Genomic DNA, 15825 nt, shown 5'->3' on the forward strand with positions numbered 1-15825 from the left:
TCTTATTTCTGCGATCGAAACGGTATCTAGTTTTATCAATCAATGCTTAGGATTTCCGGATATCTTGTTTTAGCATTTGTTGACACCGTTGATAGCTAATCACTACTTCTTCAGGAACGTCTATGTGAGGGATGAATCCCGTACCTTTAGGACCGTATCCTTCTTGATTATCCTGTAGTCGTCGAATTTCTCCAATTACTAAAGAAAGGAAGTAGTCATTACGCCACCATTGATTCATCACCGGATTAGCAAAGCGTGGTGCTTGATCATAGTCAATTAAAACCGGTTGTTCTAAAGGTAATGGTTGGATGGCCTTTCTTGGTAGCCCCCATTCTTTAACCAAAGTCACGTGTGTTCTCAATTGCAATAGTGGGTCCTGCAACAGCCAGAAATTCTTTGGGCGCGCCTTTTGTAAAAATAAATCTCGAGAAAAGCGTGCATTCTCACCAGTATTTGTCGACTCTTTATCTAGATAAAAGGTAAGGTTGTGTTCGGGATAGTATACCTCAAATAAAGCTGATGTAATTTCAGCTTCAGATTTGTATTCCCAATCTGGTAATTGTAATTTGGGACCGTGAGCACGAATACTATCAATCAGTGGCAATGTACCGTGACCGATGCCGCCAGCAAAGATAATTTGTGTAATCGTCGAATGTTGCCGGCAGAATTCTGCGGCCTCCTTCGTTAATTCAGGAATGCTATTGCCAGCAATTAATAAGGTATTTGATTCAAAGGAATGATTTTCTGGAAAGCTCGTTAGATACTCTACCAATGTCATTAAGTCAAATAGCATCGAAATTCCTCCTTGACGTGTCGAATAAAAGCGTTATTATGTATTGTATCACTTTTTATGAAGGAGCGAAAAAAATGGAGCAGATTACTACCGACCAACTACAAGAAAAATTGACTTTGGATACAATAAATTTGTTAGATGTACGAGACCACAGCGCATTTGAGTCAGGACATATTGCCCAAGCGAAAAGCTTACCTTTATCACAGATTGATACATACAAAGGTGAGAAAGACGAGCCAGTATATATTATTTGTACTTCGGGTAATCGCAGCCAACAAGCAGCGGCGATTTTAGATGCTCAAGGTTATCAAACAGTAAATATTTTAGGCGGAATGAAGGCATGGAATGGTGAGACAGTCGCTGAATAAATTTGGGTTAGAGCAGAGAAGTTCCGCTCTTTTTTCGTTTAAATAGTTGTGCCAAAGCTGTCGGATATTATGAGAACCTTTATAAAAAATAGACAAAACTTGAAGGATATTATGGAAAAAATGATTTGGTTGGGATTTTCCGTGGTATAATCGTTGAAAATCAAATGGTGGCGATAGTATGCAGGAACAAAAACAAACTGAAAGAGAGATTAAACAGATTATTGACACCTGTGACCGTCTCATTCAAGCAGAAAAATTCGATGAGCTAGTAGGTTACTATAGTGAAGACGCAGTGCTGGTGGTTAAACCAGGGATGCAAGCAAAAGGGCGAGAACAAATTAAACAAGCCTTTATCAAAATTGCGGCGTATTTTGTCAATTCGATCAAACCATTAGAAGGAAAGATGGTGTACCTAGTTGCAGGGAGTACAGTTTTAGTTTTGGCTCAAACTTTCTTGGAAGCAAATGACACGGCGGTAAAAAACTCAGAATTCTCAGTGGAACGAAGAGCTACTTATGTTTTTTCCAAGATTGAGGACCGCTGGTTATGTACCATTGATAATTCCTATGGAACGACACTGCTGGAGCAATAAAAAAAGGAGCGGCTAAAATGCCGTTCCTTTTTGAATTATTCAGTTATAAAATGTACTTCATAAAGAAAAATATACAGCCTGCAAAGAAGACAGCTGAGATGATTAGCCAGAATTTTTGTTTCTTCATAATAAATTTCCCGTAACAAAAAGCCCCAATTGCTCCAGTAATTAAGCTTAAAATATCCATCACATCATGATCAGTCACGATACGAGCGATCATCAAAATACTCATTAAAATCATGCTGAAGGCCGCGGCCGTGCCCATAGCGAATTCATTACTGTTTATTTTTGATTGCCTTTTTTCCATCTTTTTCGCTCCTCACCAAACCCCGTGCTACTATTATACGTGATTCCGCTTTCAATGTCACTGCTTTTTAATATAAGAAAAGTAGTGACATTATGTAATTATGTACTAATAGTTTCATCATTAAAAAGCATAGTCCACCATAAGATATAAGTACGTGATGAAAAACTAGCTCGGATTAACTAGGTTTATCCTAAACTATTAGTGCTATTTTAACCTTATGTTAAAATAGCACTAATAAACACCGAGGAAGGATTTGGTTCTTCTTTCGATGTTTGTTAGTGCTATCAATCAGTTCCCTTTGAAAATGTGCCACTTTTCTTTGTTATCGATTTATTGGATTGTGATATCTTCAGTTGCGATTGGATCGTTCATAGAGAAGAGTCCATCGGTGAAAGTGAAAGTGACAGGTTTGGATTCGTCAGCGAAATTATAAGCGTAAGCACCTTGTACAGTCCCTCCAGGATTGATGTCTTTTTGCAACATATCTAACTTATCTTGAACGGGTGAATCCATTGTAATAGAAAATTCCAAATTCTCAGTAGTATCACCAGTGTTTTGGCTGACTTGAACCAGTCCCATGTACATAGTTTGAACATTCTGAGCTTCTTCTGAATGATTGGTTAAGTCAAATAGAACATAAAACATAGGCTTACCTTCATAATCGGTACCTTTCTGAAAACCAGTTATTGTTAGAACACCATCTGGTACAGTCAGAGTTCGATTCTCATACGTACCATTTTCTTCGCCAGGCTGCGAACTAGCGCTAGTAGCCGTTTCAGTACTTTTGATATTTTCTGTAGAATCATTTGATCCGTCAGAACCACATGCTCCAAACCCAATTAATGAAATCAGCAACAAACACGATAAAATAGACTTCTTCATTTTTCAATTCCTCATTTCTAATTTAATGTATTTTTTATAAAATATTCCTGTCACAGCAAGTAGCAATAGACAAGTTTTTTACTTAACAACTTTTCAAATATCCTAGCTAATCAGGACGCAACTTTCTGTCTTTATGAACACCATCCAGCGAAGTTAATGAAATTGATGATCATACTAGTTATAATGTTCTTTCGTCTCCGGTTTCTTATGCACTAATATAATATTAATTTTCATAGAGTTATTCTCTATTACTAAAGTACACACTTGAACTTATTTTTAATTATGAATTTTAGACAATGCCCTTTGGTCAAAATTAGTAGCATCATTTTTTCTAATCATCCATCGAGTAACTACCTATAAGTTACCATATTATTTTACCAAAGTAAATAAAGTATATAGATTCTTACGTGGCCAAATATATTAAAAAACGTGTATTTTTTATTTATAAATTTATTGTTATATTGTTTAATGTAAATACATAGATGCATGCATGTAAAAAAAGTAGTAAATAATTATGCTGTTTTAATGCTTTCTTAGTCGTATCTCAAAATTTATGGCTTCGTAATTAAACAGCGTAGCATAAATAGAGATACAATTGTTCTCGAAACTAGAATGATCGTCCTAACAAAAATATGATCTTGTAGAGAGTATTTCAATTTAATTGAGTTAGAATTCTGTTCAGCAACGAACAATATAAAGCATGTAAATCATCGTTCACTTACAGAAAAAGAACTGATGTCTCAAGGATATATCAATATATCCTTGAGACATCAGCTCTTATACTCAAACTATTGAACCACTCAGTAGAGGCCTCTATGCTGAGGAGTGTTAGAGGTCGGAAAGTTAATCAACTTTTCCCTCTACTCGATTGTAGATAACTAACACGATCATTGCCAGCACCAGCCAGCCGCCTGATATTAGAATGGTTAGATCTTGCAAGTAGGGAGTCAAGATCCCTGTCAAGGCTGCACCAATGAAAAAGCTTAATAAAATCACACCGATATCTATAGCTTTTCCCCAAGCCTGTCGATCCTTTAGAAACAGACCGTCCGCCACATTGGCTGCCAGTGTCCGGAAATTTCCGGTCATCATTAAAGAAGTAAAAGGGTCTCCTTTTAGCTTGCGAAATTCCTGTAGTTGAGCTGCGGCTACCATTGACAAAACTGCACTGGACCAATGATCAGCTAGTCGAGAAGAAAAAATTGACACCAAAATGATAAAAAATAATTCCCAGCTTAGAATAAACAACTGCTGCCTCGGTGTGTGCTGATTGGGATGATGTTGCTGGAATAGTCGCACCAGGATGGTTCCCAGCATAAATGCACTAATCGATATAATGTAGCGACTGATACTGGGTCCATCAGCAGAAAATGAATGAATCCCCAGCAAAATCAGGTTTCCAGTTTGCAGCCCGGCAAAGACCTTTCCATGAATTAAATACGAATACGCATCCAATCCACCAGCAGAAACGGCCAATAAGGCACCCACCAGCAGCGTTTCGTGTATTGGAACTTTGTTTTCTGTCGTTGACATATCTATTCGTCCTTTTTCTATGTTGCTGGTAAATCACCAGCGTTTTTTTCTTTTCACTTGAAAAGATTAATTTCACAAGTATATAGCTTATCACAACAGGGTTATTGCTGTCCAGCTTCACAAAGAAAAGGGCACTGAAAACACAATTTATTCTTTAAACAACAGCGCTTTACTGTTAGGGAAAGTAGGAAAGCTGTTCATTGGAATTTCCCAATCCTGTTCGGGTACTGAGAAAGTATACTTATTAACCAATTGGTCAGAAAATACCCGCATCGTATGCAAAGTAATCCACTCACCAGCACAGCGATGCATTTCGTTGAATTTCCCACCACCTTGAGCAATCATTTCATATTCTTCATTGTAGGAAATGTGTTTTTCTTTGCCCACATATCGTTTCAAACGGAAAACATCCGGTGTTTCAATCGTACGTTCGTCGTGATTGGTGCCATAAATATCTAACACCACCCAGCTGTCTTTAGGAATCAAATAGTCATCAACTTCCACATCTTGTACCGTAAATGCTGGCAACATGGGGAAGAAAGGGTAGTAACGACGCATTTCTTGAATAAACGAATCCTGTAATTCACTGAATTCTGCCTTCAAGCGTTGGTAAATATCAGGTCGACTGAACAAGGCGTGTCCCATTAAAGCAATCCATACGGTCAAAGCAACGGTTGGACGAACAATGTTTAACAATTCGACTGCTGCCGTATCAATCGACAGCAATTCTCCTTTACTGTCAGTTGCATTGGCAAAAGCGTAAAGAGCGACATCCTCTTTCCCAGCCACTGGATGATTGCGGGCATCTTCGATCAACCCTTGCGCCCATTTCTCGGATTTTTTACGATTTTCAACACCTTTGACGTGAGCAGTAGGGCTAGTGATCGCTGAGCTGATCATGGAAATTTGATAGTCGGTTAGTTGTTCGATCTCTTCGTCGCTATAATTTGCCAGATTAATACCGGACCATTCACAGATCGAACGGAACAAAACATCCTTCGCGACATCAAATAAAGTAAATTCACCATGTTGTTGATCTAATTTTTCGGTTAGACGACGATCAAGAATTTGATGATATTTCTCCATCCGTGTGGGGCTCATTAGATCCATAAAAATGGTTTTGCGCTGGGTATGGTCTTGACCATCCAACGTTTGAACGCCATCTTCACCAAACAATGTTTTCAAAACCAGTTTTGGCATAGCGCCTTCTCGCTTAAAATTGCGAGGGTCATAGAAAATTTTGGCCGCTTCTTGGCCATAAATCGCAGTGATTTCTTGATTTAGCAGACGTGCCTTTATCACCGGTGCGTTGGCTTCCTTGCGTAGCTCAGTTAAAAGCAGATACCCTTCATCTAAACGCTCAGTAACGTCGGTGACTTTGATTTTAATTTCTGGAACTTGTTTCATTTTGTCATCCTTCTTTCTGATTTTTGCTCTAAAATAATCGTAACTTTTTTCGTCAAAATTAACAAAAAAAACACCTCGAAAATACTAAGTAAGGGGAACCAAACGTATCAGTTAACCGATCGAAAAAAATAAGATAGGATAGCACAAGCACAATAATATTTAGGAGGTTTTTTTATGGGTTCTTACTTGCATTTTTTAGGTCATCAGTTGAAAGGATGGCCGCAGCAAAATTACTATTTGTTTTATTTCAGCTTGGGTTGCCAGATTATGACCTTGGTGAACAGCCCGATTACTTGGCTGTCTGTGGTTGCTTTTATTGGAACTAATTTAGGTGTTTTATGTATTTTATCGATTAGTGCAGCAAAGTCGGTAAATGGTGTGTTAGGTATTTTGTCAGCAATTTGTTTTATTATTGTCGGTTTCTCTGCCAAAAATTATTTGAGTATAGGTGAACAGATTGCTTACATGGTGACTTTGGATATCCCTGTACTTTTAAGTAAAGAATGGAATAGCAACATGGCCAGCAAAATTCGTCAATTTACTGGTAAAAGCTGGATTGTTGCGATTGTAGGAACGATGATAGTATATTTTATCTCCGGTAATTTGATTCAACAGTTCACGGATGATCCTCGTCCTTGGATTGATGCTATTGCTTTTGCGATTAGTTTATCTGCAGGAATTATCAGTTTTTTACGTTACAACAACCAATATTTCTGGTGGCTGGCTTCTGGTTTAGCGCAGATGGTTCTTTGGTTCATATCATTTAAACATGGTTCAGCTAGTTTAGCGATGTTTATTAATAGTTCGGTCTATTTAATAAATGATGTATTGGCTTTCACCATTTCACCTTGGTACAATAAAAAAGAACGGCAGCGGATGCAAGAACAAGAACAGGAATATGCACATCAACATAGCTGATAATTAGCTAAATGATGTAAATTTTTTGCGAATTTAGCGTAAAATTACTCAAGAAACATGTCATTGGACTAAAAGTTCGGTATACTGAAAGTAATTAATCAATCAGTATGGATATAAGATAGAACCGACTAGGAGCCTAAACTGTCTTTAAGTAAGACGACACTAATTTTGAAGAAGGAGCAATTTGATGACTATATTTTATTTTGTGCGGCACGGGGAAACGGAAATTAATCGTCAGCGTCGGTTTAATGGTGCGACGGTGGATTCACCGCTAACCAAAGAAGGGGCCGAAGCAACCGAGCGTTTGGCTGAACAGCTGAAGGATGTGACTTTTGATTTAGTGGTCTCATCCACACAAAAACGAGCGCAAACCACAGCGGAGATTCTTCTAGCGCATCATCATTTGTTGAACGCTAGTGTGCTAACTACCGACAGCCGACTAATGGAGTTGAATCTTGGTGAGTGGGAAGGTGTGGAAATTGATAGTGTGTCCGAGCATCCTGAGTTTGAGCACTATATGCAACGTCCGGATTTGTTTGATGCAAAATCAATTGGAGCGGAAACGTATGAAAGTTTATTGGCTCGCACGAATGAAGTCTTACAGGATTTGCGTAAGCAATACCCTGATGGCACTGTACTCGTTGTCAGTCATGGCATTGTATTGCGAACATTATTGAAGACGTTGCAAGGAATTCCTTTGGCAAAAACCCGTGAAGGCGCACCCTTCGCCAATGCCAGTGTAACAGTTGCGCATACTGAAGGTGATGATTTAGTGTTTGATACCTGGGGAGAAACATTTTAATTTGAGAGGAGAAATTACGTGAATATCGCTTTAATTGCCCATGATCGTAAGAAGGACCTAATGGTGAAATTAGTTACGGCTTATGAGTTGATTTTACAGAATCATCAGCTATATGCCACTGGTACGACGGGAACTCGGATTATGGAGGCGACTCAACTAAAAGTCCATCGATTCAAGTCCGGCCCTCTTGGCGGTGATCAGCAAATTGGTGCCTTGATTTCCGAAGACCAAATGGACATGGTCATTTTTTTGCGTGATCCACTAGCCGCTCAACCTCATGAACCAGATGTAAATGCCTTGATTCGTCTCAGTGATGTCTATGAAATTCCACTAGCTACCAATATAGGTACTGCTGAAATTTTAATTCGCGGTCTCCAGATCGGTTTGGCAGATTTTCGTGAGATTGTGCACGTTGGGGACAATCGACCAATTTCCTTATAAATAAAAAATCAGCTTTCCCTCTTTGTGAAGGATAGCTGATTTTTCTTTGTGGCATCATAGATTTAGTATTGTAAAAATGAGCGAGTTTTAGATGTTCTATTCAGCATGCTCCCGATCTTTCGGAAGATAAGCTAATTCAATCATCGTTTCTTGTTGGTCTAATGGAACACTAGTATCGGTCAAGAAATACTCATAACTACGCTGAGCAAAAATACCGTTAATTTCTTTGATCGCTTTTAATAATTCTTGGTACGAATCGGTCAATACATCATAGTCACCAATATAAACAGTTCGTACTGCATGGTACGCCTCCTGTTGATAAGCTTGGAACTTATGGGTGGATGGCAATAAACGTTCAACTGGAAAACCGATTTCAACATGCTGCAATTCATCTTTGGATTGGCCATTTTCATCTAAATTCAAGTAAGAAATAAACGGTGTACCGACAAGCTGAGCGTCATTTTTTTGGAGATAAGCAGACAGCTCGGCAAAGGCATTGCCGATATATTTTGGTAAATATTCATAGGATATGTGAGTGGACATTGTAACGACCCATTGTTCAGGTTTGAGGACTTTTTCGATCTGCATATAAGGGCTCCAATCTGAGGTATTGTGTGTTTATTGTAGCAATCTTCGAAAGCGAATACAAATTCTTTTTACTTGTTATAGAAGTATTCTTTTAGTTTAATGAGCTAATTAGAAAAAGCTAATATTTACCAAGTTCATCCATTGGTATGATCAATATTTATCCTAAACCCTAAGAAAATTATGTTTCAAATTGGTCAAGTGACTTATATTTACCAGAAAATGGCTGTGACGCTTTATGTCACAGCCATTTTCAAAAGAGCTGAACACTTCTATCATAATCTCATTCTGGCCATTGAAAGCGACTAACTTGACCATGACGCTGCAAATAGTTAAAAAAGATTGGAAAGAGATCTACATCCTGTTTGTCCAAATACTTTTTTTCTCGCAAACTTTGCCATTGTGTAGCAGTAACTTGTCTAATAAGGCGTCGATAAGCCTGTTGATCTTGAGGTTTTCTTTGGTAAACGGTTTTACCTATCAGTTGTCCTTTGGCATATAAATAACAATAGTATTTTTTATCATCAGGTAGTATTCCTACAAAAACTGATTCATTCGTGGCTTGCAGCAATTGACGGTTCCGTCGCAAAAATCGTTGGACCAACAAGTAGTTTCCCCACCAACGTTGGGCTGTTTCAAAATCTTTGCGTTCACTGGCTGCTTCTACACGATCCTCAATTCGAGTTAATACTTTCGTAGATCGACCCAGCAATGTTTGTTTGATTTCTTCTAAACGTTGTTGAAATTCATTCTCCGGTGAAAGATCTCGATAATCCCCAACAATCCCTCTGGCATACCGCAAAGGACCATCTAAATGATACACACTGTTTATGGTGTCCTTGAAATCGATCATTTTGCTTTTTCGATAAAAGGGACCGATTACAAAGCCATCATCTGACCAATTATCAAGTACTCTGAAATAAGGTGGAGAATCTATAAACTGAAAATAGCCATATTCTTCATAATGATTCATCAAGCGATTATAAGGAGGACGAAAAGCATGGATCATCTCACATTCTAGAACCAAAGCATCGAATTCGGTGTCAACCAATTGAAAGTCAAAGTCGGTGATCAAGCGGATCATTTGCTTTGTCTTGTTGGCATGTGCTTTACTATTTACGAAGTAGGAACTAACACGTTGCTTTAATTTTTTTGCCTTTCCTACATAAATCACTTGGTTTTGATGATTCTTCATAAGGTAAACGCCTGGTGTTTCAGGAAGTTGTTTTACTTTTTCTTTAAGTGTTGTCATGATAACCTCCTATCCTATGTCTATTGTAATTGTTTAGCCAAAAATATTCGATAGAAAGGTTCTAGGAGAAAATAGGTTTACGAAATATTATTTTAAAGGAAAAAAACTGATGCGTCCCAGTAATTAATAGGAAGTAATCGCAAGAAACATCAAGAAACATCAAATAATTTGTGAAAATGCGAAAAAAACTTAGCTTTTGGACCTCAATTTTACCGCGATATGCTATAATTAAATTCGTGGGAATAATTTTATCGAATGGAGATGTATGAATGGAAAAAAAGGTACTTACTCGTAGAGAACTGCGCCAGCAGAAAAGACGATTTACTAATAATTATCAATACTTGAAAAAAGGTTCAGCTGTAGTCGGAACCGCATTAGTAACTTGTTCGGTAGCTGTACCATTGTTTGGTGTCAATCAAGTAGAAGCTGTAGAAAACGACAATACAGTTTCAGCATCCAATGTTGACAAGGCAGCATTCATCAACGAGATTGCCAAAGTGGTAGAACCTTTAGCAGACAAAAATGATTTATTCGCTTCTGTAATGATGGCTCAGGCAATTGTAGAAAGTAACTGGGGACAAAATAGTTTTGCTCAGGCACCGTATAATAATTTATTTGGTTTTGAAGGCCAATATCAGGGTCAATCAGCTATGTTGGATAAAGAGGACTTTTCAAATGGCGCTTCAGTAACTTCTAAAAAAGAGCTGAAAACATACAATTCTTATAAAGAAGCTGCACAAGATTATGTTGAAATTATGAAGACTACTGAAAAAGATGGTCAAGATTTGTATTTCTCTAATAGCTGGAAGAGTAATGCGAAGGACTATCAAACAGCTGCCCAAGCATTGGAAGGTCGCTTCAATCAACAGCCAGAATATGCAAAAGCCTTAATCACAACGATCGAAGAAAACGATCTGACAAAATATGATCAAACAACTGTCGTAGAAACAGCACCAGCAGCGACATCAATGGTCAATACAGCTGATCCGGTTTCTCAATATGTAGTCCAATCAGGTGACACAGTGGCTTCAATTACTGAGAATTTTGCTATCACACCACAGCAATTTACTGAATGGAATAATTTGCAGGATAATGTTATCTATTCGGGACAGACTGTAATTGTCGGTAAAGGAACAGGTGCAACGACTCCAGCACCTACACCAGTTGTTGACCCTACACCCGCACCACCTGCTGTAGATGAAGTAATAACACCGGATAAGCCGGTTATTGATGAAACACCGGATCCGACGCCAGAGCCTGTTCCAACACCGGAACCTGTTCCGACGCCAGAACCTGAACCGACGCCAGAACCTGTTCCAACACCGGAACCTGTTCCGACGCCAGAACCTGAACCGACGCCAGAACCTGTTCCAACACCGGAACCTGAACCGACGCCAGAGCCTGTTCCAACACCAGAACCTGAACCGACGCCAGAACCTGTTCCAACACCGGAACCTGTTCCGACGCCAGAACCTGAACAACCAGCACCTGACCAAAACCAAGCAACAACAACGGGTGAAGCAATTGTTCAAGAAGCAGAAAAATATTTAGGAACACCTTACGAGTGGGGCGGTAGAACACCAGACGGCTTTGACTGCTCAGGTTTCACACAATACGTGTACAAGCAAGTAACTGGTCAAGATATTGGTGCTTGGACAGTCCCACAAGAATCATCTGGAACACAAATTTCAATTGACCAAGCACAGCAAGGGGATTTGCTATTCTGGGGAGATCAAGGAGCAACTTACCACGTAGCAATTTCTACTGGTGGCGATGGGTATATCCATGCTTCTCAACCTGGGGAAGACGTAAAATATGGTTCAACTCAATACTTTACACCAGACTTTGGTGTACAAGTGAATTACTAATTGTAGAGATACAGCCAAGAAACGCAAATCTGCGCTCTTGGCTGTTTTTTATCCTCTATTTTTCCATTCAAAATATCGTAATCTCCATATCCTTGTTGATTTATATTTTATATTCGGAAACTTGATTCATGCAGACGACTTTTTGCATGGTTAATCACTTCTAGTTTCATCTTTTTCTTAACCTAACAAATCAACTGCCAATAAATCCGCTAAGTGAAATGAGTAAACCAGATCAAAGCGCTGTTTAGGATCATCGAAATTAATGGCGAACAGTTCTTTGATTTTTTTGGTGCGGTAAACAATTGTATTTTTGTGGACGTGCAGCATTTTTGCTGTGGTTTCTAAATGACGATCACATTCTAAGTAAGCCCGAATAGTTTCTAGGTATTGGGTATCATACTTTTGGTCGTAGGCCTTGATCTGCTGGTAAGACTGGCTAAAATATTGCTGCGCTTGAGCGCTGCGGACTAATGACCGCAGTAAGTCCTGAAATTTATATGAGTCATATTCAGCAATCGGCTCCTCTGGCCGTAACTTCATCCCGATCTCTAAAGCATTCACCGCTTGCTGGTAATAAGCCGGTGCTTGCAATAGATCATCGAAGGCATCACTTAATCCACCGTGTAAACCATTGTTGACAAAATACGGACGATCTTGCAATAAGATATCCTTTACTGTCAGTTGATTCAGGTGCTTGGCGTCAATCAAAACCACAACATATTCCTGATAAAATACCGACCAAGCATTGTTGAGCATCTTGTTCAAATGTTCACGTAATTGCTCGTTTCCGATATCGAATATCTTGTAAAAGGTGACATCAATCGCTAGTAAATAATAACTGGAGATGGGCTCCAACTGGGTGTCTTTCAGCCGATCCTGCAGGTGTTTGCGGGAGCTGACCTTTCCAGCGAGACAATCCACTATAATTCGATCAATATCTCTATTAAAGGAAAGCTGCTGATTGGTATGAATGATTTGTGACAGCAGCTGGCTAACCAGTTTGTAAATTTGGCGATTGACCTTTTCTAGTGAATTATGAGATTCAATGGCAATGGCATAGCCGATATGCTTGTCGCCGTGATAAATTTTGGTGGTGCAGCGGCGGTAGGGACTAGTATAACAAATGGTAAAAAAAGGATCGTTGTTGTCAGGCGAATTGCGGACTTCAGCGATATTCAAAAAACCGGCGATATATTCGTAGGAACAGTAGCCGCGGGAAATGTTTTCCAGCCACTGGGCGTCCTCTGTCACGTAAGTTTGTGAATAGGCCAGTACGTTAAAGCTCGTATCCAACACGATCATGGGATTTTTAATTAAAATCGAAGCCGCATCCAGGGCAGCCATAATATCCGGTTGATCTAAATAAGCCTGAAACAGGGTATAAGCATCCCGCAGCTGAGCCAGGTGTTGGTCGATCACTTTTTGCGTGCGGGCGATTAATTTTCTACTATCTGTCTGGAATGGGAAAAAGACTAAAGTATGCTGCTGGACATGGTCAGCTGAAAGCTGGAAATCCTCGGAATCATCGATCAAAAAAAGCGTCAAACCGTTGGCAAAGGGCAATTTGTTGGTAATTTGTGAAGCATAGCCGATGTATACGCTGTTGGAAGAGAACTTGGTATCCATTTGAATCGGATATACGTGATTTAGCGCATGATTAAAGGGTGTTTCTGTAATCACACGTGGACTAAATTCTTCTAAATTTGTCAGAATTTGGGTAAATAGATTCATCGATATCTCCTTTCCAAATGATAGAAGAAATACATTTGTGTTATCGAGCTAAAATGGCTGGATACAACTAGTCCAGCATCACAAGGGCTTATCGAGTCGTAGACCGATAGCACAGATGCCGACCAAAAGATTGAAAACTCATTACATAGCAATCGCTTACAAAGCTTGTTAAAATAGTAACAAAGGGAATCTATTCCCTTCCCTTCAACTCATTAAGCATAACAGCAAAGAACTTTCGTCGTCTCCGTCGCCAGTTTTCCTGTTGTTTCTCTTATCATACGCTATTTTCTCTCGAAAATTCCAGTCATTCCATTAAAAATTTCATTTCAGTTTCATTTTTTAAAATTTTTGGGTATTAAGGTTGTTTAAATAGAAGGTTTAAAAAGGAAAGGAGTCGATTAGATGAAGTATCCGCATTTATTTTCACCGCTAAAAATTGGCAGCATGGAGGTTAAAAACCGCGTCGTGATGACGGCAATGGGCTGTAGTATGGCCAACATTGATGGCAGTCCTTCTGAACAAATGATCAGCTATTATGAAGAACGGGCGCGCGGAGGCGTGGGTCTAATTACCACCGAAATCACTCGGGTCAATGATGACACCGGGGTAGGGGAATCCGCACAGCTGTCGGTGTCTCACAACGAAGTTATTCCTGGCTTAACGAAGCTGGCGGACGCGATTCACAAGCATGACTCTAAGGTTTTTGTTCAGCTGCATCATCCGGGGCGGCAAACGCCACGGGCATTAATCAATAACCAGCAGGCAGTTTCGGCATCGGATGTGACTTGTCAGATTATTGGTGAAGAACCGCGGGCGTTGACAACAGAAGAAGTCTACGACATTATTAACGATTTTGTTGATGGGGCTTGGCGGGCAAAATATGCCGGCATCGATGGCGTGGAGCTGCACGCGGCTCACGGGTATTTATTGAATCAATTTATTAGTCCTCATACTAACAAACGGACCGACGAATTTGGCGGCAGTACGGAAGCCCGCTGCAAGATTATTTTAGACATTGTTAAGGGCATTCGCCGGGTCTGCGGCTCCGACTATCCAATCGCGGTTCGGATTACGGTGGATGAATTCCTAGGTGAAGCAGGCCTAGAGCTGCCAGAAGGAATCGAGCTATGCAAAATGATCGAAGCGGCTGGTGTGGATATGTTGAATATCACCAGCGGAATTTACGAAACCATGAACACGGTAGTTGAGCCGATTTCTTATAGTGAAGGCTGGCGGACCCATTTGGCTAAAGCGGTGAAGGACGTTGTGTCGATTCCAGTTTGCGGCAATGCGGTGATTCGTCATCCGGAATTTGCGGAAAAATTACTGGCTGACGGCAATCAAGACTTAATTGGGATGGGCCGGCCGCATTTGGCAGATCCAGAGTGGACCAACAAAGCCTTCAACAATCAAGATGATGAAATCAATCAATGTATCAGCTGTCTGCGCTGTTTTGAAACCGTCTTTACGGTATCGGCCTTCTGTGTGCCGATCCAGTGTTCAGTGAACCCGCGCTTAGGTCGCGAGGCTCGTTATCCGTATCCGAAAAAAGATGGCAATGGACGCAAGGTTGTCATCATCGGTGGGGGACCAGCTGGTTTAGAAGCAGCTCGGGTCTTGGCGATGCGTCGTTTCAAACCGGTGATATTTGAAGCAACCGATGCGTTAGGCGGACAACTTTTACAAGGCAGCAAGCCACCGAAGAAAGAAAAATTGCATTGGTTAGCCGATTACTATACCACCCAAATGGACAAATTAGGGGTGGAAGTTCATTTGAATACCAAAGCTACGGTTGAAGATGTGAAAGAATTAGATCCGTATGCGGTGATTGTGGCAACTGGGTCAACACCGATTGTGCCCGCCAACATTCCAGGAGTGGACCGAGACAATGTCTACACTGTGCCGGATATTTTAGAAGAAAAAGTGACCTTAAAGGATAAAAAAGTCGCAGTGATCGGATCAGGTATGACTGGGATCGAAGTGGCGGAATTAATCGCCGAAGCTGGCAACAAGGTATCAGTCGTGGAAATGCAGGAAACCTTAACTCCAGACGGCTACTGGCAAAATGTGGTGGACGTAATGGGCCGCCTGCAAGAATACAAAGCCAACTTCCTGCCAAGTCATACGTTGAAGGCTATTACTGACACGGGTATTGAGTTAGATGGTGAAACCACTAGCCTTGATTGCGATGCAGTGGTCTTGGCGCTGGGTGTTCGCAGTGAAAATGCCCTGTACGATCAGTTTGCGGAAGCCTTTGAACGGGTATACAAAGTTGGCGATGCCAATCAAGTTGGTCGGATTTATACCGCAACTACGGAAGGATTTGTGTTAGGAAATAAGCTGTAG

At 40.2% G+C, this 15825-nt stretch carries 15 protein-coding genes; 7 read left to right on the top strand and 8 right to left on the bottom strand.

Features of this window, described 5'->3' with window-relative positions:
- Positions 1-46: 46 nt before the first annotated feature.
- A complete protein-coding gene (locus tag IGI42_RS16765; protein WP_438717117.1) occupies positions 47-793 on the bottom strand; it encodes a YdcF family protein in 747 nt (248 codons plus the stop codon).
- A gap of 74 nt (positions 794-867) precedes the next feature.
- Between IGI42_RS16765 and IGI42_RS16770 the strand changes: the two genes are divergently transcribed.
- Both IGI42_RS16770 and IGI42_RS16775 read left to right on the top strand, forming a co-directional pair.
- Positions 868-1161, top strand: coding sequence for a rhodanese-like domain-containing protein (locus IGI42_RS16770; protein WP_438717118.1), 294 nt, complete (start codon positions 868-870; stop codon positions 1159-1161).
- Between the two features lie 178 nt (positions 1162-1339).
- Positions 1340-1753, top strand: a complete 414-nt coding sequence (locus IGI42_RS16775) for a YybH family protein (protein ID WP_438717119.1) — start codon at positions 1340-1342, stop codon at positions 1751-1753.
- A gap of 43 nt (positions 1754-1796) precedes the next feature.
- Here the strand turns inward: IGI42_RS16775 and IGI42_RS16780 are convergent, their stop codons facing one another.
- The 4 genes from IGI42_RS16780 to IGI42_RS16795 form a co-directional block, all read right to left on the bottom strand.
- Positions 1797-2060 (bottom strand): DUF6442 family protein, encoded by a 264-nt coding sequence (locus tag IGI42_RS16780; protein ID WP_438717120.1) that lies wholly within the window; start codon positions 2058-2060, stop codon positions 1797-1799.
- A gap of 330 nt (positions 2061-2390) precedes the next feature.
- Positions 2391-2942, bottom strand: coding sequence for a DUF5067 domain-containing protein (locus IGI42_RS16785; protein WP_438717121.1), 552 nt, complete (start codon positions 2940-2942; stop codon positions 2391-2393).
- Positions 2943-3785: 843 nt separating this feature from the next.
- Positions 3786-4475, bottom strand: a complete 690-nt coding sequence (locus IGI42_RS16790; RefSeq protein ID WP_438717122.1) for a YoaK family protein — start codon at positions 4473-4475, stop codon at positions 3786-3788.
- A 147-nt stretch (positions 4476-4622) separates the two neighbouring features.
- Entirely contained in the window at positions 4623-5882 is a 1260-nt protein-coding gene (locus IGI42_RS16795) for a cytochrome P450 (RefSeq protein ID WP_438717123.1), read from the bottom strand.
- 174 nt (positions 5883-6056) lie between these two features.
- Between IGI42_RS16795 and pnuC the strand changes: the two genes are divergently transcribed.
- The 3 genes from pnuC (at position 6057) to mgsA (ending at position 8043) form a co-directional block, all read left to right on the top strand.
- Positions 6057-6800, top strand: a complete 744-nt coding sequence (gene pnuC, locus IGI42_RS16800) for a nicotinamide riboside transporter PnuC (RefSeq protein WP_438717124.1) — start codon at positions 6057-6059, stop codon at positions 6798-6800.
- 187 nt (positions 6801-6987) lie between these two features.
- Entirely contained in the window at positions 6988-7602 is a 615-nt protein-coding gene (locus tag IGI42_RS16805) for a histidine phosphatase family protein (protein ID WP_438717125.1), read from the top strand.
- Between the two features lie 18 nt (positions 7603-7620).
- On the top strand, positions 7621-8043 hold the full coding sequence (gene mgsA / locus IGI42_RS16810) for a methylglyoxal synthase (RefSeq protein WP_438717126.1): 423 nt from the start codon (positions 7621-7623) through the stop codon (positions 8041-8043).
- A 96-nt stretch (positions 8044-8139) separates the two neighbouring features.
- On the opposite strand, the gene IGI42_RS16815 is transcribed toward mgsA, so the two are convergent.
- Positions 8140-8631, bottom strand: coding sequence for a GyrI-like domain-containing protein (locus tag IGI42_RS16815; protein WP_438717127.1), 492 nt, complete (start codon positions 8629-8631; stop codon positions 8140-8142).
- A gap of 280 nt (positions 8632-8911) precedes the next feature.
- On the bottom strand, positions 8912-9880 hold the full coding sequence (locus tag IGI42_RS16820) for a GIY-YIG nuclease family protein (protein WP_438717128.1): 969 nt from the start codon (positions 9878-9880) through the stop codon (positions 8912-8914).
- 269 nt (positions 9881-10149) lie between these two features.
- Between IGI42_RS16820 and IGI42_RS16825 the strand changes: the two genes are divergently transcribed.
- On the top strand, positions 10150-11748 hold the full coding sequence (locus IGI42_RS16825; RefSeq protein ID WP_438717129.1) for an NlpC/P60 family protein: 1599 nt from the start codon (positions 10150-10152) through the stop codon (positions 11746-11748).
- A 177-nt stretch (positions 11749-11925) separates the two neighbouring features.
- On the opposite strand, the gene IGI42_RS16830 is transcribed toward IGI42_RS16825, so the two are convergent.
- Positions 11926-13479, bottom strand: a complete 1554-nt coding sequence (locus IGI42_RS16830; RefSeq protein ID WP_438717130.1) for a PucR family transcriptional regulator — start codon at positions 13477-13479, stop codon at positions 11926-11928.
- Positions 13480-13881: 402 nt separating this feature from the next.
- Between IGI42_RS16830 and IGI42_RS16835 the strand changes: the two genes are divergently transcribed.
- Complete coding sequence (locus IGI42_RS16835; RefSeq protein ID WP_438717131.1) at positions 13882-15825, top strand: FAD-dependent oxidoreductase; 1944 nt, start codon at positions 13882-13884, stop codon at positions 15823-15825.

Origin of the sequence: Enterococcus sp. AZ109 (assembly GCF_051714625.1) — a bacterium.
GTDB lineage: Bacteria > Bacillota > Bacilli > Lactobacillales > Enterococcaceae > Enterococcus_A.

Coding starts and splice junctions, on each gene's coding strand:
- IGI42_RS16765 (WP_438717117.1), bottom strand. CDS start 793: ATGCTATTTGACTTAATGACATTGGTAGAGTATCTAACGAGCTTTCCA.
- IGI42_RS16770 (WP_438717118.1), top strand. CDS start 868: ATGGAGCAGATTACTACCGACCAACTACAAGAAAAATTGACTTTGGAT.
- IGI42_RS16775 (WP_438717119.1), top strand. CDS start 1,340: ATGCAGGAACAAAAACAAACTGAAAGAGAGATTAAACAGATTATTGAC.
- IGI42_RS16780 (WP_438717120.1), bottom strand. CDS start 2,060: ATGGAAAAAAGGCAATCAAAAATAAACAGTAATGAATTCGCTATGGGC.
- IGI42_RS16785 (WP_438717121.1), bottom strand. CDS start 2,942: ATGAAGAAGTCTATTTTATCGTGTTTGTTGCTGATTTCATTAATTGGG.
- IGI42_RS16790 (WP_438717122.1), bottom strand. CDS start 4,475: ATGTCAACGACAGAAAACAAAGTTCCAATACACGAAACGCTGCTGGTG.
- IGI42_RS16795 (WP_438717123.1), bottom strand. CDS start 5,882: ATGAAACAAGTTCCAGAAATTAAAATCAAAGTCACCGACGTTACTGAG.
- pnuC (WP_438717124.1), top strand. CDS start 6,057: ATGGGTTCTTACTTGCATTTTTTAGGTCATCAGTTGAAAGGATGGCCG.
- IGI42_RS16805 (WP_438717125.1), top strand. CDS start 6,988: ATGACTATATTTTATTTTGTGCGGCACGGGGAAACGGAAATTAATCGT.
- IGI42_RS16815 (WP_438717127.1), bottom strand. CDS start 8,631: ATGCAGATCGAAAAAGTCCTCAAACCTGAACAATGGGTCGTTACAATG.
- IGI42_RS16820 (WP_438717128.1), bottom strand. CDS start 9,880: ATGACAACACTTAAAGAAAAAGTAAAACAACTTCCTGAAACACCAGGC.
- IGI42_RS16825 (WP_438717129.1), top strand. CDS start 10,150: ATGGAAAAAAAGGTACTTACTCGTAGAGAACTGCGCCAGCAGAAAAGA.
- IGI42_RS16830 (WP_438717130.1), bottom strand. CDS start 13,479: ATGAATCTATTTACCCAAATTCTGACAAATTTAGAAGAATTTAGTCCA.
- IGI42_RS16835 (WP_438717131.1), top strand. CDS start 13,882: ATGAAGTATCCGCATTTATTTTCACCGCTAAAAATTGGCAGCATGGAG.